The sequence below is a fragment of the Streptomyces sp. YIM 130001 genome (assembly GCF_003574445.1).
Taxonomy (GTDB): Bacteria; Actinomycetota; Actinomycetes; order Streptomycetales; family Streptomycetaceae; genus Streptomyces.
On the sequence record NZ_KZ984565.1, the window covers coordinates 1 to 19,767 of the forward strand.

18 protein-coding genes and 1 pseudogene are annotated in these 19,767 nt (G+C 71.1%); 14 read left to right on the forward strand and 5 right to left on the reverse strand.

Going from position 1 to position 19,767, the window contains the following annotated elements; translation table 11 throughout:
* Nucleotides 1-261 precede the first annotated feature (261 nt).
* Together DSC45_RS27740 and DSC45_RS27750 are read right to left on the reverse strand one after the other, a co-directional pair.
* Nucleotides 262-762, reverse strand: a complete 501-nt coding sequence (locus tag DSC45_RS27740) for a hypothetical protein (RefSeq protein ID WP_119294713.1) — start codon at nucleotides 760-762, stop codon at nucleotides 262-264.
* A 735-nt stretch (nucleotides 763-1,497) separates the two neighbouring features.
* Nucleotides 1,498-1,776: pseudogene (locus tag DSC45_RS27750) on the reverse strand (hypothetical protein); the annotation flags it as partial.
* 265 nt (nucleotides 1,777-2,041) lie between these two features.
* Here DSC45_RS27750 and DSC45_RS27755 point away from each other — a divergent pair.
* From DSC45_RS27755 to DSC45_RS27790, 8 genes are all read left to right on the forward strand, one after another.
* Entirely contained in the window at nucleotides 2,042-2,311 is a 270-nt protein-coding gene (locus DSC45_RS27755; RefSeq protein ID WP_119294872.1) for a DUF1905 domain-containing protein, read from the forward strand.
* Nucleotides 2,312-3,014: 703 nt separating this feature from the next.
* Entirely contained in the window at nucleotides 3,015-4,382 is a 1,368-nt protein-coding gene (gdhA, locus tag DSC45_RS27760) for an NADP-specific glutamate dehydrogenase (protein WP_119294715.1), read from the forward strand.
* A gap of 167 nt (nucleotides 4,383-4,549) precedes the next feature.
* On the forward strand, nucleotides 4,550-4,927 hold the full coding sequence (locus tag DSC45_RS27765; protein WP_119294716.1) for a hypothetical protein: 378 nt from the start codon (nucleotides 4,550-4,552) through the stop codon (nucleotides 4,925-4,927).
* Between the two features lie 4 nt (nucleotides 4,928-4,931).
* Nucleotides 4,932-5,213: a DUF4031 domain-containing protein gene (locus DSC45_RS27770; protein WP_119294717.1), complete on the forward strand. Its 282-nt coding sequence runs from the start codon at nucleotides 4,932-4,934 to the stop codon at nucleotides 5,211-5,213.
* A 287-nt stretch (nucleotides 5,214-5,500) separates the two neighbouring features.
* Nucleotides 5,501-6,208: an HD domain-containing protein gene (locus DSC45_RS27775; RefSeq protein WP_119294718.1), complete on the forward strand. Its 708-nt coding sequence runs from the start codon at nucleotides 5,501-5,503 to the stop codon at nucleotides 6,206-6,208.
* Nucleotides 6,205-6,786, forward strand: a complete 582-nt coding sequence (locus tag DSC45_RS27780) for a GNAT family N-acetyltransferase (RefSeq protein ID WP_119294719.1) — start codon at nucleotides 6,205-6,207, stop codon at nucleotides 6,784-6,786. Before DSC45_RS27775 ends, DSC45_RS27780 begins: the two co-directional genes overlap by 4 nt.
* 46 nt (nucleotides 6,787-6,832) lie before the next feature.
* Complete coding sequence (locus tag DSC45_RS27785) at nucleotides 6,833-8,053, forward strand: Cmx/CmrA family chloramphenicol efflux MFS transporter (protein WP_119294720.1); 1,221 nt, start codon at nucleotides 6,833-6,835, stop codon at nucleotides 8,051-8,053.
* Between the two features lie 142 nt (nucleotides 8,054-8,195).
* Nucleotides 8,196-8,507, forward strand: a complete 312-nt coding sequence (locus DSC45_RS27790; RefSeq protein WP_119294721.1) for a DUF1330 domain-containing protein — start codon at nucleotides 8,196-8,198, stop codon at nucleotides 8,505-8,507.
* 39 nt (nucleotides 8,508-8,546) lie between these two features.
* Here DSC45_RS27790 and DSC45_RS27795 read toward each other — a convergent pair whose 3' ends face one another.
* Nucleotides 8,547-9,413, reverse strand: coding sequence for an ATP-grasp domain-containing protein (locus tag DSC45_RS27795; RefSeq protein WP_119294722.1), 867 nt, complete (start codon nucleotides 9,411-9,413; stop codon nucleotides 8,547-8,549).
* Between the two features lie 114 nt (nucleotides 9,414-9,527).
* Between DSC45_RS27795 and DSC45_RS27800 the strand changes: the two genes are divergently transcribed.
* Nucleotides 9,528-10,238, forward strand: coding sequence for a maleylpyruvate isomerase family mycothiol-dependent enzyme (locus DSC45_RS27800; protein WP_119294723.1), 711 nt, complete (start codon nucleotides 9,528-9,530; stop codon nucleotides 10,236-10,238).
* On the opposite strand, the gene DSC45_RS27805 is transcribed toward DSC45_RS27800, so the two are convergent.
* Entirely contained in the window at nucleotides 10,231-12,519 is a 2,289-nt protein-coding gene (locus DSC45_RS27805) for a heavy metal translocating P-type ATPase (protein ID WP_119294724.1), read from the reverse strand. The two genes, DSC45_RS27800 and DSC45_RS27805, sit on opposite strands and share 8 nt — an antisense overlap.
* 323 nt (nucleotides 12,520-12,842) lie before the next feature.
* On the opposite strand from DSC45_RS27805, the gene DSC45_RS27810 reads away from it, so the two are divergent.
* The 4 genes from DSC45_RS27810 (at nucleotide 12,843) to DSC45_RS27825 (ending at nucleotide 16,978) form a co-directional block, all read left to right on the forward strand.
* A complete protein-coding gene (locus DSC45_RS27810; protein ID WP_119294725.1) occupies nucleotides 12,843-13,850 on the forward strand; it encodes a hypothetical protein in 1,008 nt (335 codons plus the stop codon).
* A gap of 210 nt (nucleotides 13,851-14,060) precedes the next feature.
* Nucleotides 14,061-14,759, forward strand: coding sequence for a copper homeostasis protein CutC (locus DSC45_RS27815; RefSeq protein ID WP_119294726.1), 699 nt, complete (start codon nucleotides 14,061-14,063; stop codon nucleotides 14,757-14,759).
* A gap of 216 nt (nucleotides 14,760-14,975) precedes the next feature.
* Nucleotides 14,976-15,710, forward strand: coding sequence for a dienelactone hydrolase family protein (locus DSC45_RS27820; RefSeq protein WP_119294727.1), 735 nt, complete (start codon nucleotides 14,976-14,978; stop codon nucleotides 15,708-15,710).
* Nucleotides 15,711-16,012: 302 nt separating this feature from the next.
* Complete coding sequence (locus DSC45_RS27825) at nucleotides 16,013-16,978, forward strand: alpha/beta fold hydrolase (protein WP_119294728.1); 966 nt, start codon at nucleotides 16,013-16,015, stop codon at nucleotides 16,976-16,978.
* A gap of 102 nt (nucleotides 16,979-17,080) precedes the next feature.
* Here DSC45_RS27825 and DSC45_RS27830 read toward each other — a convergent pair whose 3' ends face one another.
* Nucleotides 17,081-19,192, reverse strand: coding sequence for a HelD family protein (locus DSC45_RS27830; protein WP_119294729.1), 2,112 nt, complete (start codon nucleotides 19,190-19,192; stop codon nucleotides 17,081-17,083).
* A gap of 369 nt (nucleotides 19,193-19,561) precedes the next feature.
* On the opposite strand from DSC45_RS27830, the gene DSC45_RS27835 reads away from it, so the two are divergent.
* The gene (locus DSC45_RS27835; protein ID WP_119294873.1) at nucleotides 19,562-19,756 is read left to right on the forward strand and encodes a hypothetical protein; all 195 of its coding nucleotides are present in this window, start codon (nucleotides 19,562-19,564) and stop codon (nucleotides 19,754-19,756) included.
* Nucleotides 19,757-19,767 lie beyond the last annotated feature (11 nt).

Consider the following 19,767-nt stretch of genomic DNA (forward strand, 5'->3'; position numbering starts at 1 on the left):
GGTGCACGGCTATTGCGGCCGGCCCACGATCTCAGTCCCAGCCAAACGGCTTCCCGGCAGCCCGATCCCTTACGCCCGGGGATTGCGAGCTGACTTCGTCGACGCAAGCCGCGCCCCACGGGCCAGACGCCGCAGCGACGCCTGGCGCCGCTCAATCCGAATCCGGCGCACGAGCCAACCCGCAGCCCGCCCCACCACAAGGGCCGTCGGCGTTTCCCGCCGACGGCCCTTCTTACATGGTGAGCAGAGAGACTGCCCCTGTCAGCGCTGTCTCATCACGCACTTGACCCCTGTGGGATTGAAGGCCGAGAGCGTGCCCGAGGTCTTGGTGCTCGCCAGCATGCCTTGGACGTAGGTCTTTTTGGTGACCTTGTAGTACTTCCTGGTCCCCTGCGTATAGGCCTTGTAGACCTGGCTGTTCGAGGAGAACTTCGGGGAAGTGCACGCCGCCGTCACGCTCGCGGAGGTGGAACTACTGAAGTTGATCGAACTGGCGACCGCGCCGCGTGAGATGCCCAGATCGGTTCCGATGGTACGTGTGACGGAGTACGTCTTCGAGAGCGTGCAGGTGCCGCCCTTCCCGGCGGAGCATGTCGCGAGCAGCTTCCCTCCCACGTTCTTGGTGGTGGCGGTGACCTTCACCGAGTACTTGTTCTGGACAGCGGGGCCGTCGGCGGCTGCGGTCGGTGCGAAACCGACGCCCAGGGCCGTGAGGGCGAGAGCGCCGGCCAGCGCGGTTGCCCCAGTGCGAGTTCTTGCCACGTGAAGTCCTTGTCCGTTTGGAGTGGGGGGTGCTTCACCGTCATTCGTTCCATGGCGACGGCTGCCCAGAGTGTGCCATGGGGGCGCCAGAAGGTACCTCAGATGTTTCAGGGTTGGCAGAGGCCGGTGAGGCGGCGGCATGGGCCTGCAACCCCGCCCCGCCAGAAGGGCCATCGGCATCCCACCAGGGCGCGTGAGTTCTCGCGCAGCGCGACGAGACACTCGCGAGCGCGGCGGTCGGCGACACGACCGTTGCATGACGTCGTCCTCATCGAACTCCACAACCCGGTCATCGACGGAGGCGCCCTCCGGCACCCTCGCTCAACACGCTGAACTTGACAGAGAAGTGGCAGGAGGTGCTGCTCTGGTGGGCGTCGTCGGGCACGGTGAGACCACGCTGCTTCAGGATGACCAGCAGGGCCTCGGCCAGGTCCTCGTCGCGGTCTTCGTCCCGGCCTTCGTCCCGGATCTCTTCGGCGAGGTACGACTTGCCTTACGCTCACGAGGCATCATCGGGGGTTCACTTGCGTTCGTCCGTCCAGCCTTCCCCTTGCTTGTGGTTCCCAGATGGCCAGAGAACCCTTGAGCTTGAACGCTCAGCCTCACACCCCGCCGTTACCAGCGACGCACGTGAGCGCGGGGACCGGTCCGAGTACAGACCTGAAGTTCGGCCGTATCAACTACCCTTCGCGCGGCCTTACTTACTCAAATGGAGCGACATCGTGTCGCACGACAGGCGACGTAGTACGCCCAACTCGCCGGCTTGTCCGGGTCCTTCTTGCCCTGGGCCTCCACTGCGAGGAGGAATGCGCCCTGCCCGGTGGTGTCGAAGTCGAACCTGAGCAGAGTGTCCACCCGCCGTTCCACGGGGCTGTCCTCGGTGAGGTCGGTGGGCAGCGTGGGCGCCCTGACCGGTCTCGGGATGTCGGCCCCCGGGAACTGGGACACGCGGCTGAAGAGTCCGGGGTCGTGCTGGAAGATGCGGTGCATCGTCTCGTGGGATGAGCTGACCATGCAGTTCCGTTCGGAGTGCGGGCGGTCCGGGTGAGCTTAGGGCGATCAACAGGCCCTGGCCGCAGCTCAGTTGATGTTGTTCGCTCGGTCGGGTGAGATCGCTTGACGGCCGTGTCGTCCGTGGGGCATATGCGTCCGGCATCGACGGGCGATGAGGTTCGTCCGGTACGTCGGTCCACCTGGGTGGCACCGCGTGAGTCCGGACGGGACCACGTCGGCCGCAGGCCGCAGACCGTAGGCCGCAGACCGGAGGGCAGTTGATGTGATCGACAAGGAATTCACGGCGACCCTGCGGAAGAGCCCGGAGCAAGGCGGCTGGACCTACGTGGTGTGGTCCGAGTCCGTCGCCTTCTTCGGTACCCGCGGGCTGGTGAAGGTTCGCGGCACGGTCGACGGGCACCCGTTCCGCAGCTCGTTCATGGCGCTCGGCGACGGCAGGCACAAGCTGCCGGTGAAGGCGGACGTACGGAAGGCGATCGGCAAGCGGGAGGGCGACGAGGTGACGGTCCGCCTGCTGGAGCGGATCGAGGCGTAGGTGGTCCTCCGGGGGTGTGGGGGCGGGCTCGGTGCGGCGCGGCGGTGCCGCCCGGGTCCGACCGAGAGTGGCCGGACGCGGAAGGCCCGTACATGGACCGGGAGTTGAGGATGGGGTGGCCGCTCTCGCGTCGCGGAGCTTCGGGGCGGCGACGGGGTGCGGCGAGGATCTCGTATACGACACGAGGCCGACGGGCGCGTCCCCGTGTCGGATCGGGTGGGCGGCTTCCGTCTCCGGCACACCCGGACAGGGGGGGGCAGGTTCTCGGCGCCAACGGCGTCGCCTGGACGGCCTGAAAGGTGCGAAGCCGCGACGGGTCCGGGACTCCTTCGCCGCGTACGCCTCGGGGGAGTGACGTATGCCACCGCCGGGTGGTCGCTGATCACGCGCGTCCTGCGTCCGGTTCGCCCACGTGTGGGGCGCGTTGGGGTGCTCGCGCAGAGTGGTGGAGGCGTTTCGGTGCGCGGTAGCCGAGTCTCAGATTGCGGAAGGTGAGCCCGGGCCCCTGGTCTCGCGATTTACCGGGCTGTAACACTGAAGGGTCGGCCGCTCCTCGGACGCTCCGGGGCGGCCGCCGTCCTGCGCGCGGCAACGGCGCCGAGCGTTCATCACCGGTGCGTACCGGAGGCAGGGCCGTGTCGTGATCCGGCGCGTGCCGAGGGCCTCGTCCGTACGGGTAACAGCTGTGCCAGAAAGGGACCCCGTGGCGACACGATCCGAGACGAAGACCGCGCTGACCTCCCTCGAGAACCTCCGCCTCGAGACGGAGCGGCGCAATCCGGCCCAGCCCGAGTTCCACCAGGCCGTGCACGAGGTGCTCGAGACGCTCGCACCGGTGCTCGCGGCCCGTCCCGAGTACGCCGAACCGGGCCTCGTGGAGCGCCTCTGCGAGCCCGAGCGGCAGATCATCTTCCGTGTGCCGTGGCAGGACGACCAAGGCCGGGTGCACGTGAACCGCGGGTTCCGCGTCGAGTTCAACAGCGCCCTCGGCCCGTACAAGGGCGGACTGCGCTTCCACCCGTCGGTGAACCTCGGCGTCATCAAGTTCCTCGGCTTCGAGCAGGTCTTCAAGAACGCGCTGACCGGACTCGGCATCGGCGGCGGCAAGGGCGGCAGCGACTTCGATCCGCACGGGCGCAGCGATGCGGAGGTCATGCGGTTCTGCCAGTCGTTCATGACCGAGCTGCAGCGCCACATCGGTGAGCACACGGACGTACCGGCGGGCGACATCGGCGTCGGCGGCCGGGAGATCGGCTACCTCTTCGGGCAGTACCGCCGGATCACCAACCGCTGGGAGGCCGGCGTGCTGACCGGCAAGGGCCCGCAGTGGGGCGGCTCCGCGATGCGGCCGGAGGCGACCGGGTACGGCGCCGTGCTGTTCGCGGCGGCGATGCTGCGGGAGCGGGGCGAGGACCTGGAGGGCCAGTCGGCGGTGGTCTCCGGCTCCGGGAACGTCGCGATCTACACGATCGAGAAGCTGAACTCCCTCGGTGCGAACGCACTGACGTGCTCCGACTCCAGCGGCTACGTGGTCGACGAGAAGGGCATCGACCTGGAACTGCTCAAGCAGATCAAGGAGGTCGAGCGCGGGCGCGTGGACGCGTACGCGGAGCGGCGGGGCTCGTCGGCGCGGTTCGTGCCGGGCGGGCGGGTCTGGGACGTCCCGGCGGACGTCGCGCTGCCGTCGGCCACGCAGAACGAACTGGAGGAGAACGACGCCGCCGCGCTGATCCGCAACGGTGTGAAGGCCGTGTCCGAGGGCGCGAACATGCCGACCACGCCGGAGGCCGTGCACCTCTTCCAGCAGGCGGGCGTCGCCTTCGGCCCCGGCAAGGCGGCCAACGCGGGAGGAGTCGCGGTCAGCGCCTTGGAGATGGCGCAGAACGCCTCCCGTACGGCCTGGTCGGCGGAGCGGGTCGACGAGGAGCTCGTCCGGATCATGGACGACATCCATGTCAACTGCCACGAGACCGCGGAGCGGTACGGGGCGCCCGGCGACTACGTGACGGGCGCGAACATCGCCGGCTTCGAGCGGGTCGCCGACGCGATGATCGCGCAGGGGATCATCTGATCGCTCAGGGCTCAGGGCTCAGGGCTCAGGGCTCAGGGCTCAGGGCTCAGGGCTCAGGGCTCAGGGCTCAGGGCTCGGGGCTCGGGGCTCGGGGCTCGGGGGTCGCGCCTGGCGGGTCCGGAGTCGCGGCTTTCGGGGGCGGTGGGTCGTGGGCGCACAATGGCTGCATGAATGCCTCCGACCCCACCAGCCCCCTGGAGCAGGCGCTGCACCAGGCCCGCGCGCTCATCCTCGCCGATCTGGTGGCGGGTGCCGTCGCGGAGGCGGACGTCGTCACGCTCGTCGAGGACTCGGTGACCCACCGGCGCTGGTGGGTCGAACAGTGGCCCGAGGGCGCGGCGTACGTCTCCGGCCTGGTCGCCCAGGACGTCCAGGACGCGCTCCTGGAGAAGTACGGGCGCTGGCCGCTGTGCCCCGCCTGCGGCTCTGGCGAACCTCACGCCCTGGACGTGGAACCGGAGTTGGGCGAGGACCCGCACTGGGTGTGCGGGAAGGCCGGGATCGTGGTCGCGCCGGTGGGATCGCTCGGATCGGTACTGGGCTGACCCCGTGACCGTCTATATCGATCCGCCGACCTGGCCCGGGCACGGGCGTCTCTGGTCGCACCTGGTCAGCGATGTCTCGTACGCGGAACTGCACGCCTTCGCCGCGTCGATCGGCTGCCCTCGCCGCGCCTTCGAACGCGACCACTACGACGTCCCCGCCCACCGCTACGCCGACGCGGTCGCCGGAGGCGCGCTGGAGGTCTCCAGCCGTGAGGTCGTCCGCCTGCTCACCGCGGCGGGGCTGCGGAGGCGGAAGGGTGGGGGTGCTCCGGGGCGAGAGCGGTGATCTCGGTTCGGAGCAGTGCACCTGTACGAGAGCAGTGTTCACGCATCGGAGCAGTGCACCTGCACGAGAGCAGTGCTCACGCACCAGAGCGGTGCTCCCACTTCAGAGCGGCGCTCCCGCCGCGGAGAGAGCGCCGCTCACGCCGTAGAGCGGTGCTCTCGTTCTCGAGCGGTGCTCACGCCGTAGAGCGGTGCTCTCGTTCTCGAGCGCCGCTCCCGCCGTAGAGCGGTGCTCTCGTTCCCGAGCACTGCTCCCGCGGTTGCGTGAGGGCTGGATACGCTCGGCGTATGGCTGACGATGTTCCGCAGGAGTCCACCTCCCCGCCCGATTCCGGCTCCGACGCGGACCGCGACGCCGTACTGCGGCGACAGTGGGCGGAGGCGTTGCGGGGTGCGCGCGACGGCGACGGGCCCGACCCCGAGCCGTACGCGGAGAATCTGCTCGCACGGTGGGCCGAGCCGCAGCGGAAGTACCACACCACCGAGCACCTGGCGGCCGTGCTCGGGCACGTCGACACCCTCGCGCAGCACGCGGACGCCCCCGACCTCGTACGGCTGGCCGCCTGGTTCCACGACGCGGTGTATCTGCCGGAGCGTTCCGAGAACGAGGAGCGATCGGCGAGCATCGCCGAACGAGCCCTGCACGAGGCCGGGTTGGCACCCGAGGCGGTCGCCGAGGTGGCCCGGCTCGTACGGCTCACCGTCACCCACGACCCGGCCGAGGGCGACACCGACGGCGAGGTGCTCTGCGACGCCGACCTCGCGATCCTGGCCTCCTCGCCGGACGACTACGCGGCATACGCGGCGGCGGTACGGGTGGAGTACGGGTTCGTGCCGGACGACGCGTTCGCCGTCGGGCGGGCCGGGGTGCTGCGCCAACTGCTCGACCTGCCGAGGCTGTTCCGCACCCCGTACGGCGCCGAGCACTGGGAGGGCCCCGCCCGCCACAATCTCGCTACCGAACTCCGTCTGATCGGCGCACAATCATCCCGATGACGACCACCAAAGGCGCACAGGGCGGACGGACCCTCGCCACGGCGCGCATGACGCTGACCGAGATCGACCCCACGCAGGCCACGGCGCTCAGCGTCGGCGGGCCCGGCGGGTTCGACTGGATCACCGGAGGGCCGGTGGAGGGCACCCGGGCCGGGGCCGGCTTTCTGGCGAAGGCCGCGTCGGAGGGCCGGTACCGAGCGGGCTGGGGCATGTACGTCCTGGTCCGCGACGCCGACGGCCTCGCACTCGGCGCCATGGGCTTCCACGGGGCTCCGGCCGACGGCCGCGTCGAGGTCGGCTACGACCTGGTCCCCGCTGCCCGCGGCGACGGCTACGCGACCGAGGCACTGCGCGCCCTGAGCGCCTGGGCCCTCGCCGACCCGGCCGTCACCACGGTCGTGGCCCGCAGCGAGCCGTCGAACACCGCCTCCCGGGCCGTCCTCGCCCGAGCCGGTTTCACCCTGACCCGCGGCCCCGAGACGACCGACGACCACGGCGAGGTCGTCACGTACGAGCTGGCCCGGAAGACCGGGCCCTCGGGCAGGAATGTGCCGTCGTCACCTCGTGTTACTGGCTGATATGCCTTCCGCTTCCGCCGAGTCCCCGGCGCCTGCCCCTGCCCGCATGCCGTTGGCCGTGTACATCCTCGGTCTGTCCGTCTTCGCACTCGGTACGAGTGAGTTCATGCTGTCGGGGCTGCTGCCGCCGATCGCGGACGACATGGATGTGTCGATCCCGCAGGCGGGGCTGCTGATCTCGGCGTTCGCGATCGGCATGGTGGTGGGTGCCCCGCTGCTGGCGGTCGCGACCCTGCAGTTGCCGCGGCGGGCGACGCTGATCTGGCTGATCTCCGTGTTCGGTGTCGGGCAGGTGGCGGGGGCGCTGGCTCCCACGTACGAGATCCTCTTCACTTCGCGGGTGGTCAGTGCGCTGGCCTGCGCCGGGTTCTGGGCGGTCGGTGCGTCCGTGGCGATCGCGATGGTCGACCGCAAGGCGCGGGCGCGGGCGATGGCCGTGATGATCGGCGGACTGTCCATCGCCAACGTTCTCGGCGTCCCGCTCGGTGCCTTCCTCGGTGAGCACCTGGGCTGGCGTTCGGCGTTCTGGGCGGTGGGCGGGGCGACCGTGATCGCCCTGGTCGGCATCGTCACTCTCGTCCCGCGCATCCCCACGCCCGACGAGAAGCCGCGGCTCGACCGGGAGTTGAGCATCTACCGGGACAAGCACGTGTGGACCCAGGTCGCGGTCGTGACGCTGGCCGGCGGCGCCGTGTTCTGTGCGTTCAGCTATCTGTCGCCGCTGCTCACGGACGTGACCGGACTGGGTACCTCCGCCGTGCCGACCGTGCTCGGCCTCTTCGGGGTCGGCGCGCTGGTAGGGACCATGATCGGCGGACGGTACGCGGACGCGCACCTGTTCGGTGTGCTGTTCAGCGGGATCACCGCCTCGCTCGTGTTCCTGGTCGCGCTGGCGCTGTTCGCGGACAACGCGGTGATGGCGGTCGGCCTCTCGTTCCTGATCGGCGTCTCGGCGTTCTACACGGCACCGGCGCTCAACGCCCGGATGTTCAACGTCGCCGGCGCCGCCCCCACCCTGGCCGGCGCCACCACGACGTCCTCGTTCAACCTCGGCAACGCGGGCGGCCCCTGGCTGGGCGGCCTCGTCATCGACGCCGGCCTCGGTTACCGTTCCCCGGCCTGGGCAGGCGCAGGCATGGCGGTCGCGGCCCTGGTCGCGACGTTCGTCGCGTTGCGCCTGGAGCGGGGCGCGCAGTCCCGCCCGTCCACCCGCGTGGTGGCGAGCGGGCCGTCCCTGTCGAAGGCGGCGGAGGAGACCCGGCGCTAGACACGCAGGCCCCGTCCGGTACAGCTGGTCCGGTACGGCTGAGCCGGTACGGCCGGTCCAGGACGCCCGAGCCGGTACAGCTGGGACGTGCCATTCACACCCGCGGCCGATGCCGTGGACCGGACAGAGGGAAGGAAGGCGCGTGCCTGCTTACGTGGTCGTCAACGTCGATGTGCTCGACGAGGAGGCCGGACTCGCCTACGCACCGGTGGCCCAGGCGTCGATCCGCTACCACGGCGGGCGGTACCTGGTCATGGTGCCCACGCCCGGAGCCTTCGAGGACGGCGAGGCTGCCGCGCTGTTCATGGTCGTCGAGTTCCCCGACATGGACCGGATCTGGGAGTGGTACGACTCACCGGAGTACCGGCGGGCCCGCGCGATCCGCGGGGACAGGGTGCGGGCGGGCACGGTGTTCGTCGACGGCGCCTCGCCGGAGGGCTTCTCCTGGTCGTGAGCGGTGGCCCGGCGGCGCCGGCCTGATCCGGACGCGCCGCTACCCCTCGCCGGCCCCCAGGAAGCGGTGGAGGGACGTCTTCAGGGCGTCGACGAAAGCGTCACGGGTGGGGTCGTCGATCCGGTCGAGGGACAGATACGGGTTGAGGTCCTCCAGTTCGACCAGGAGCAGGTCGCCGTCCCGGGTGCGGCAGGCGTCCACCCGCTGGATGCCGTGGTCGAGGCCGTTCCACTCGATGAAGCGCCGGGCGAAGGCCAGGTCGGCATCGGTCGGTGCGTACGGCTCGAGGGCCCAGCGCCGGTCGGGGTCGGGGGCGTGCACGGCGTACTGGAAGGTGTGGTCGACGTAGACGAACGACACCTCGTAGCGGAAGTCGATGCGTGGCTGGATCAGGAGGTCGGGGCCCTGCACGAGGCCTTCCGGCGCCGGAGCGGCCTGGGCTCGATCGGCCAGCTCCCGGCGGGTCACGAAGGACAGGCCGACGGAGTCCGCGCCCGCCTTCGGCTTGACCGCGTACTGCGCGGCCTCGGGCAGCCGGTGCAGGTCCTGGGGCGATTCGACGGTGGGGATCACCGGGTGGCCGTCCCGGGTCAGGTCGAGCAGGTACTGCTTGCCCGCCATGTCGGCCCGGCCGGTCAGCGGGTTGTAGACCCGGACGCCGTGGGCCGTGGCCCGGGTGCGGAAGTCCTCGTACTGGTCCTGGTAGTGCAGCACCGGGCCGCTGTTGCGGACCACGACCGCGTCGAAGCGGTCCATCAGCGACGTGGCGTCGAGCGGGTGGCACAGCGCGATCCTGAAGTCCGTGCGGAGCCGGGAGGACAGCAGGATGTCCTCGTCGCCGTAGCGCCGACCCTGCGCCGGGTAGACCGGGTCGGTCACGTAGAGCAGGCTGGGGCGGCTCGGCATGGGGCACTCCTCGGTGGCGGACGGCCATGGTGTCAGCCGGGGTGGCGGTGCGGTGCGGCGCGGTCGGGGCGGTCGTGGGACCACGTACACGACCGGCTTCTAGCATGAGGCGGCATGACGCAGACACGTGATCCTGAGCTGCCCGGACTGCTTCTCACGACCGAACGCGACGCTCTCGTACCGCTGTTGAGGCAGTTGCCGGACGACGCCTTCGCGGTACGGACCTGTTGTCCGGGCTGGACCGTGCGGCATGTGGTCGCGCACTGTTCGTCCGCGCTGATGCGGGTGGTCGAGGCGCGGTTCGAGGAGGGTGTGTACTCGCCGGAGGCCAACGACCGCGACATCGCGGAGCGTTCCGACTGGTCCCACCAGAAGGTGGTCGACGAGCTGGAGCGGGGCACGACCGAGACCGGCCCCATTCTGGCGCGGACGAGGGGCCGCCTCGACGTGATCGCGCTCGGCGAGTGGATCCACGGCGGTGACGTACGGGAGGCACTCGGGCGGCCGGGGGCCTACGGAGGCGACGGGCTGCCGCTCGCGCTCAAGCTCGCCTCCGACGTGTCCCGGCGCCGCGGAACGGTCGCGGTGCACGCGGACCTGGACGGCTTCGACGATCCGGTCACGCTCGGGGCGGCCGACGGCGAGCACCCGCCGGGCCGGTATCTCGGCCCGGCGGACACGTTCATCCGTCTCCTCGGGGGACGTCCACTCGCCGGTACGCGGTACGAACTGGCCGGGGTGACGGAGGGCGAGCTCAACCTTTTTCGCGGAGAGAGCGCCCGTCCGTCACCGGAGCCTTCCCAGGGCCGCAGCGGCGTCAGTTGAAGCCCCGCAACCGCAGACTGTTGGCGACCACGAAGACCGAGGAGAAGGCCATCGCGGCGCCCGCGATCATCGGGTTGAGCAGTCCGGCCGCCGCGAGCGGCAATGCGGCCACGTTGTAGGCGAAGGCCCAGAACAGGTTCGACCTGATCGTGCCCAGCGTCCTGCGCGCGAGCCGGATCGCATCGGCGGCGGCCCGCAGGTCGCCCCGTACCAGGGTCAGGTCGCCGGCCTCGATCGCCGCGTCCGTGCCCGTGCCCATGGCCAGACCCAGGTCGGCCTGGGCGAGGGCGGCCGCGTCGTTGACCCCGTCGCCGACCATCGCGACCGAACGGCCCTGCGCCTGCAGCTTCCTGACCACGTCGACCTTGTCCTGCGGCAGTACTTCGGCGATGACCTCGTCGATGCCGGCCTGGGCGGCGACCGATGCGGCGACCGCGCCGTTGTCGCCGGTCAGCAGGATCGGGGTGAGGCCGAGGGCGCGCAGCCGGCGTACCGCCTCCGGGCTGGTCTCCTTCAGGGCGTCCGCGACCTCGAGCACCGCGCGGGCTTCACCGTCCCAGGCGACTGCGATCGCCGTGCGGCCCGCCGCTTCCGCGTCGGCCCTGGCGCGCTCCAGGTGCGTGGGCAGGTGGATCTCCCAGTCCGCGAGAAGCTGTGCGCGGCCGACCAGGACCGCGTGGCCCTCGACGACGCCCTGGACGCCGAGACCCCCCACATTGGTGAAGTCCTCGGGTACGGGCAGCGCACCGAGCCGCTCGGCCGCGCCCCTGGCGACGGCTTGGGCGATCGGGTGCTCGGAGGAGTGCTCCAACGCCCCGGCGAGACGTAGGACTTCGTCCTCGGTGGTGGTGTCGGTGCTGTCGGTGCTGTCGGTGGTGTGGGTGGCGAGGAGGGTCATGCGGCCGGTGGTGATGGTTCCGGTCTTGTCGAGGAGGACGGTGTCGATCTTGCGGGTGGATTCGAGGACTTCGGGTCCCTTGATGAGGATGCCGAGTTGGGCGCCGCGTCCGGTGCCGACCATGAGGGCGGTGGGGGTGGCGAGGCCGAGGGCGCAGGGGCAGGCGATGATCAGTACGGCCACGGCGGCGGTGAACGCGGCGGCCCACCCCGATCCGGAGCCGAGCCAGAAGCCCAGGGTGCCGAGCCCGAGCGCGATCACGACGGGGACGAAGACCGCGGAGATGCGGTCGGCCAGGCGCTGGGCCGCGGCCTTGCCGTTCTGCGCGTCCTCCACGAGGCGTGCCATCCGGGCGAGTTGGGTGTCCGCGCCGACCCGGGTGGCCTCCACGACCAGTCTGCCGCCCGCGTTGACCGTGGCGCCCGTGACGGTGTCGCCGGCGGTGACCTCGACGGGGACGGACTCACCGGTCAGCATCGAGGCGTCGACCGCCGAGGAGCCCTCCACGACCCGCCCGTCGGTGGCGATCTTCTCGCCGGGGCGTACCAGGAACCGGTCACCGGCCTGCAGTTCGGCGGTCGGGATCAGCTGCTCGCCGCCGTCGCGCAGGACGGTGGCCTCCTTGGCGCCGAGTTCGAGCAGCGTCCGCAGGGCCGCGCCCGCCTTCCGCTTGGAGCGGGCCTCGAAGTAGCGCCCGGCAAGGATGAAGGCGGTGACGCCTGCCGCGGCCTCCAGGTAGATGTTCCCGGCGCCGTCCGTGCGGGCGATGGTCAGCTCGAAGGGGTGCGTCATCCCCGGAGTGCCGGCGGTGCCGAAGAAGAGCGCCCACAGCGACCAGAGGAACGCGGCCGAGGTCCCCACCGAGATCAGGGTGTCCATGGTGGCGGCGCCGTGCCGTGCGTTGGTCCAGGCGGCGCGGTGGAAGGGCCAGGCCGCGTAGGTCACGACGGGGGCGGCGAGGGTGAGGGACAGCCACTGCCAGTACTCGAACTGCAGGGCCGGGATCATGGCCATGGCGATGACGGGTACGGCCAGCGCGACCGCGGTGAGCAGCCGCTGCCGGAGCGGGGTCAGCGGATCGGGTTGTTCGGCGGCGCCGGTGGCGGACGGGCCGGTGGTCTGCGGTGGGGCAGGCTCCTCGGCGGTGTAGCCCGTGGCCTCGACCGTGGCGATCAGGTCCTGCACGGCGACGTCTTCGAAACGGTAGGTGACCTTCGCCTTCTCCGTCGCGTAGTTGACCGTGGCCGCCACGCCCTCCATGCGGTTCAGCTTCTTCTCGATGCGCGCCGCGCACGAGGCGCAGGTCATGCCGCCGATGGCCAACTCGACCTGGGTGCCCGGGGCTTCGTCGGCCCGGGGCGTCGGCGTGTGCGTGCTGCTCATGACTGCCGCCCCTCCATAGCTTGTGGTCACTTCCCGTAACTGGCTGCCTGTCGCTGTCCGTGGAGCCGAGCCGGTCGATCGGCTCCCGAAGCTTCGGGCCTCGGGTGGTCCGACTTCTGTCCATATACCCTCTGGGGGTATCTCCGCGCCGCCTTCAGATATACCCCCCTGCCCTATGCAAAGCAAGCGGGGTCCGGTGCTTGACTTGGTACCCCCTGGGGGTATGGTCGTTCGTAGGTGAGCGCAAGAGCGAGCCCGACGGATCCGCGGAACGGATCAGAGGGCCGGAGATCCCGGAGCCCTGGACACCAAGGGAGAACGTCATGCGAACCGGACTGAGAATCGGTGCCTTCGTCACCGCGCTCGCAGCGACCTTCGGCACGGCCTATGCGGTCGGGGACGGCGTGGGCCCGGTCGGTGGCGACGGGGGAAGGGAGCAGGAGGCGGGGCACGGGCACGACGGCGGCGACACCGGGACGGGCGGGGAGGCGGGCGGCCACGGGGCGGAGCCGCCCGGTGGACTGCAGATCTCCCAGGACGGCTACACGCTCGATCTCGAGACGCCCAGGATCGCCGCGGGCGAGAAGGCCGAACTCCGCTTCGCGATCGAGGACGGCAGCGGCCGCCACGTCACCGCGTACCAGCGCCAGCACGAGAAGGAGCTGCACCTCATCGTCGCCTCGCGCGACCTCGGCGAGTACCGCCATCTCCACCCGGAGCGGGCCGCGGACGGCACCTGGTCCACGCCGGTGGAGCTGCCGCGGGCCGGCGGGTACCGGATGTTCGCCGACTTCCGGCCCAAGGGCGGCGAAGGCCTCACCCTCGGGGCCGACCTCGCGGTCACCGGGGACTATGCCCCGCGTGAGCTCCCGGAGCAGCGGGCCACGGCAGACGCCGGCGACGGCTACGAGGTCACCCTCGACGGATCACTGACCCCCGGAAAGGCCGGCGAACTCGAACTGGCCGTCGCCAGGAACGGCCGGCCCGTCACCGACCTCCAGCCCTACCTGGGCGCGTACGGCCACCTGGTCGCACTGCGTGCCGGCGACCTGGCCTACCTCCATGTCCACCCGAACGAGGGGGAACCGGGCCCGGTGTCGTTCACTGCGACGACGCCGAGCAAGGGCTCGTACCGCCTCTTCCTCGACTTCAAGCACGACGGCAAGGTGCGGACCGCGGCCTTCACGGTCCAGGCTGGAAGCGGGACCGGTGGCGGATCCGGCGGTGACGGCGGAGCCGCCGAGGAGCACGAGCCGGAAAGCGACGGCGGAGCCGCCGAGGAGCACGGCGCAGGTGGCGACGGTGGGACCGGTGGTGGGCACGGGCACTGAGCGTCTCCCGTAAGGAGCCGGCAGCGCGTACTCTGGTTATTGGACTAGACCTGTACCGTCCCTCGCTGTCCCGATTGTCCCGGCTGTTCGTCCGCCCGCCCGTACATGGTGGGGCGGACGAACAGCCGGGACAATCGGCCGTCGGCGGCAGAGCGTCGAGGGTCCACGGAACCGATCGGCCGCCTACGGAGAACCAGAGGAAGAGGACCCATGAGCGAGCGCGCAGTCCTGGAGGTGATCGCCCTCGACGCCGAGGACGCGATCGCCGCCGAAGCCGGGGGCGCGGACCGCCTCGAACTCGTCACGGACATGGCAGCCGACGGGCTGACGCCCTCCCTGGAGACCTTCGCCGCGATCCGTGCCGCCGTCGGCATCGCGCTGCGCGTCATGCTGCGCGCCGAGGACGGCTTCGCCGCCGGCAGCCCCGCCGATGTGGACCGCCTCGCCCGGCGGGCCCGCGCGCTGCGGGACGCGGGCGCCGACGAATTCGTCCTCGGCTTCCTCGACGACACCGGCGCCCCGGACCTCGCCGCGGTCGAGTGCCTGGTCGGCGCCGTCGACGGTGCACGCTGGACCTTCCACCGGGCCATCGACCGTGCCGCGGACCGCGACGCCCTGCGCAAGCAGCTCGCCGATCTGCCCGGCCTCGACACCTACCTCACGGCGGGCGCCGCCACCGGCGTCGACGACGGCCTGCCCGTCCTCACCGCCGAGGCCGCCCGCTCCGGCGAACCCGGCTACGAGCAGCAGATCCTGGTCGGCGGCGGACTGGCCCTGCACCACGTACCCCAGCTCAAGGCGCACGGCGTCGACGCTTTCCACATCGGCAGCGCGGCCCGCCCCGACGGCTGGGGCGCACCGGTGTCCCCGGCGGCGGTACGGGAGTGGCGCACCGCGATCGACGGGTGAACCCCCGGGCGCGGCAGTCCCGATGGGGCGATCGGCTACGATCCCCGGCATGACTACCGGGACGGCCTCGCGCCACACACGGATCGGTGACCCGGTGCTCCGCTGAGCGCCGGGCGGGCCGGGACCGGCCGCTTGCCGGGTGGAGCAACGGCACGCGCTCCGCCCCCTGTTGTGAGAGATCGCAGATTCGGCAGATCGATCACGACAGGAGACCTCATGTCCAGCAGGACGCTGCAGATTCCCATGCCCGACGGCCGGGCGGACGCCCTCGCCGCCTTCCCCGACGACGGCGAACGGCACCCGGCCGTGCTGATGTACCCGGACGCCTTCGGCCTGCGGCCGGTACTGCGCGAGATGGCCGAACAGCTGGCCGGCCACGGGTACTTCGTACTCGTCCCGCACTACCTCTACCGGAACGGCCGCACGCCCCTGGTCGACCTCCCGGAATTCATCGGGGACGAGGAGCGGGACCGACTCGTGGGCCGGCTCATGCCGTTGCTCGGGGAGCACACACTCGACCGGGTCCTCGACGACGCCGCCGCATATCTGCGGTTCCTCGGGGAACGGCCCGAGGCCGCGCCCGGCCCGGTCGCCGTGACCGGATACTGCTTCGGCGGCCTCCTGGCGGTACGCACCGCCGCGGCGCACCCCGGCGAGGTGGCCGCTGTGGCCGCCTTCCACGCCCCGGTCGCGGCGGACGGCCCCGACCGACTCGGACAACTCGCCGCAGAGGTCCACTTCGGCCACGCCGCGGGCGACATCACCGCGGAGGACCTGTCGTCCCTCAACCAGGTCCTGGACGGCGCCGGCCTCACATACACCTCCGAGATCTACCCGGACACCGTCCACGGCTTCACCATGTCCGACACCTCGGCCCACAGCCCGTCCGCCCTGGACCGCCACTGGGAACGCCTGCTCCCGCTACTGGCCCGCAACCTGCGCACCACCTGAGGCATGTCGGCGCGCCCTGCGGGCCTGCATGCGCAGCACCACGGCGGATGTGGCCAATAGCCCCTGTGCATAAGGGAGTTGAGCTCCACATCCCTCGCGGACAGCGGCTGTAGGGCGCTTGTCCCCCTCGGGAGCTACGTGGAGGTGTCCACCGTGTGGTGACGCGTGCGGGGTGGTGGTTTCCGTAGCGTCCAATACAGCCGCAGCGCACCGGAGTTGCGGTCGGTGGACACGGCGGAAGTGCCTGGTTCTTCCACCGTACGGACCGTTCTCCGCGCCAACTTTCCTACTGCGAGGGCCTCATGAACCGCAAGATCCGCAACGTACGCAAGTCCGCCCTGGTCGCCCTGTGCTGCGCCGCGGTGGGTGTCGGCCTGGTCGGCTGCGAGGACGAGCCGAAGGCGGACAAGAAGCCCGCGGCGAGCAGCACCGGCGACGGCGCGAAGGACGGAGCGGCGAAGGGTGACGGCGCCGAGGACGAGGGCGCGAAGGCGGACGACGCGGCCGCGTTCACCGGGACCAAGAAGATCAAGGTCGACGGGCGGACGGTGAATGTCTCCTGCTCGGGCAAGGCCGCGGAGGGCAAGCCGGTCGTCATGCTGCTGCACGGCGGCGGTGACGATGTGACGAAGCTGGCCGGTCTGCAGAAGTCCGTCAGCGGCAAGGACCGGGTGTGCTCGTACGACCGTCTCGGCGCGGGGGCCAGCGACAAGCCCGAGGGGCTCCAGACGGTGGAGGACGCGGGGAAGGTCCTGACCGGTGTGCTGGACCAGGTCGCGGGGGAGTCGCCGGTGGTGCTGGCCGGGCACTCGCTGGGTGGCCTCTTCGCCGGGCGGTACGCGCCGGACCACCAGGACCGGATCAAGGGCCTGGTCCTGATGGACGCCACCTCGCCGACCCAGGGCGCGGATCTCAAGAAGCTGATTCCCGCGGACGCGGACAAGGCGTCGGCGGAGCTGCGTGATCAGACGCTGATGGTCCTGCAGGGCAAGGGGCCGGAGAAGCTGGTGACCCCGGACGGGCCGGTGCGCTCCGCCGGTGACATCCCGGTCGAGGTGATCCAGCACGGCAAGCAGTACCTGGGTGCCGTTCCGAAGTACGGCAAGGGTCTCGAGCGGGCGTGGACGCAGGGCCAGCACGAGTGGCTGAAGCTGTCGAGCAACAGCAAGCTGAGTGTCGCCAAGAACAGTGAGCACTACATCTACGTCGATGAGCCCGACGTCGCCGTCGCCGCGATCCAGCAGGTCGTGCAGGGCGCGACCGGCTGACGCCCGCCGCATCCGCCGACCGTCGAACCGCACGGCGTCGCAGACACCCCGCCGGGGAAACCCCCTTACCCCGGCGGGGTCCAGCCGTGTCCGGTGAACCGTTCAGCCGGCCAACTGCCGCGGCAGAGGCGCTCCATGAACAACCGTCAGGCCCGACACCGCTCGCGTCAGAGCCACATAGAGGCGGCGCAGCCCCGTGCGGTCGTCCGGCTCGGCATCGACCACCGCGGACGGTTCGTCGAGTACCACGTAGTCGTACTCCAGGCCCTTGGCCAGAGACGCGGGGACCAGGGTGAGCCGGGCTTCGTGGGTGGTCTCCTCGCCCGGTGCGAGGTGGCGCACGCCGGCCTCGTCGAGGGCGCGGGCCAGCTCGGGGATCCGGATGTCGGCCGCGATCAGGCCGATGGAGCCCTCCTGCTCGAGCGCCTCGGTGCAGGCCTCCACCGTCGCCGCCGCCGGTGCACCCGGCACCTGGCGGATCTCCAGCGCCCCCGGCGACTCACGTACCGACCGCACCTCGGTCAGTCCCGGGGCGATGTCCGGCAGCAGCCTCGACGCGAACGCGATCACCTCGCGCGGCACACGGAAGCCCGCGGTGAGCTCCTCGACCAGCGCGTCCCGCTTGCCCAGATGGGCAAGCGCCTCGTCCCAACTCGCCGTCGCCCAGGGCGTGGTGCCCTGGGCCAGATCGCCGAGCACCGTCGCCGATCCGGTCGAGCAGCGGCGGCCCACCGCCCGGTACTGCATCGGCGACAGGTCCTGCGCCTCGTCCAGCACCACATGGCCGAGCGAATGTGTGCGCTCCACCAAGTCCCGCGCCTCGTCGATCAACACGGTATCCGCCGCAGACCACTTGGCCGACTTCACCGACCGTGGCGGCTTCTCCCAGCGGACCGTCTTCTGCTCGTCCGCATCCAGGATCCCCTCGGCGTGCTCGGCCAGGAACTCGGCGTCGGCCAGCAGCCGGAGCACCAGTTTCGCCGGATCCACCTGCGGCCAGCAGGACTTGACGGCCGCCTTCACCGCCGCGTTCCGCGCGACCGCGTCCTGCACCCGGTCGTCCGGCGCCTCGCCCGCCTGCTCCATGCGGACCAGGATCGCGTGCGCGATGCGCTGCGGCAGCGCCGCGCGGGCCGCACCGTAGCGGATGTCGCGATCCAGCAACTCCTGCACGATCTCCGCCAGTTCGTATGCGGGGATGCGCCAGCGCCGTGAACCGCGCACCACCATCAGTGCCTCTTCGGGCAGTGTCACGTGCGCCCGCACCGCGCGCCGCAGCACCTCGGCCATCCGGGCGTCGCCCTTGAGCAGTGCCGTGGCCGGCCCGTCGACGCCGCGTACCTCGACGTGCGCGACCAGGTCGTCGACCGTCGCCTGTTTGACCTCCAACTCGCCGAGTGCCGGGAGGACTTGCTCGATGTAGTGCAGGAACGACCTGTTCGGGCCGATCACCAGCGTCCCGGTGCGGGCCAGGCGCTCACGGTGCGCGTAGAGCAGGTACGCGACACGGTGCAGGCCCACCGCGGTCTTTCCGGTGCCGGGACCGCCCTGCACGCAGACCGTGCCGCCGAGTCCCGACCGTACGATCTCGTCCTGCTCCGGCTGGATCGTCGCGACGATGTCCCGCATCGGGCCCACACGCGGCCGCTCGATCTCCTGCTGCAGCAGCTTGCTGCTCCGCTCGGCCTCGCCGGGGTCGGAGAGCCGCTCGTCCTCGTACGCGGTCAACTCGCCGCCGGTGTAACCGAATCGGCGGCGCAGGGCGATGTCCATCGGGTGCTGCTTGGACGCCTGGTAGAACGCCTGCGACACGGGCGCGCGCCAGTCGATCACCATCGGATTGCCGTCGACGTCGTGCACGTGGCGGCGGCCGATGTAGAAGCGGTCGCCGTCCGCGCCCTCCGCCTCGTCGGCGCCGATCCGGTGCAGATGGTCGAGGCGGCCGAAGAAGAGCGGGGTGTGGGAGAGGTCGGCGAGGGCCTTGATGCGCTCCTCGATCTGACTGTGCAGGACCTCCGAGTTGACCCAGTTCGCGGTGACGTCGCGGATGTCGAGCGACTGGACGTCCTCGCGCATCGCCCGCAGGGCGCTCCGTGAGGCGGTCAGATGGGCCTGCTCGCCGGCGAGCGGGCCGCCGCCCCGGCTGTCCGCCTTGAGCGCACCGTCCGGTCGGTCATCGGCGGCGGCCGTGCTGGGTCGTACGTCCTCGGACATGGTGGTGCTGCCTCCGGGTTCACCAAGAGCGGGGGCGGGGGTGCTCACGGTTCGCTGCGCGCAGTCCGTGCGAACACCCCGGCCTACAAGGGCAGCCGACCGGTTACCGTCCGGACGGCGGCGCTCCACGACGGGAGGCGGGAAGGCGGGAGTCTAAGCCAAGGGGTGGGGGCGGAGCCAAACGGTTTTCCTGGCGGCGTCGGCCCCAGCCCGGTGGACCCACCGCTCAGGGCCCACCCCGAGACCACGTCAGGGTTCGACTGTGACCTGAGAGGGACCCGGTCCCCCTGCGGGTGGAGATGGAACGGGCCCACGAATAGGCCCCCGGGCCGACGCGCCGGGAGGGCCCCCGAGCCCACCATGGACACCATGAGCAGCGCATCCTTCACCCCGGCCCCCGTCCGGACCGCCCGGCACCACGGCGCCAGCGCCGCTGCCGGGCCCCGGCACCACCACCCCCTCGGCAGCGCCCTGCGCGCGGCCAAGGCCTTCGCCGGCGCCGCGATCGGCGTCGTCCTCCTGGGCGAGAGCGAGTACGGCGAGGCGGGCGTACGGCGGCGCTGAGCCCCGTGGCG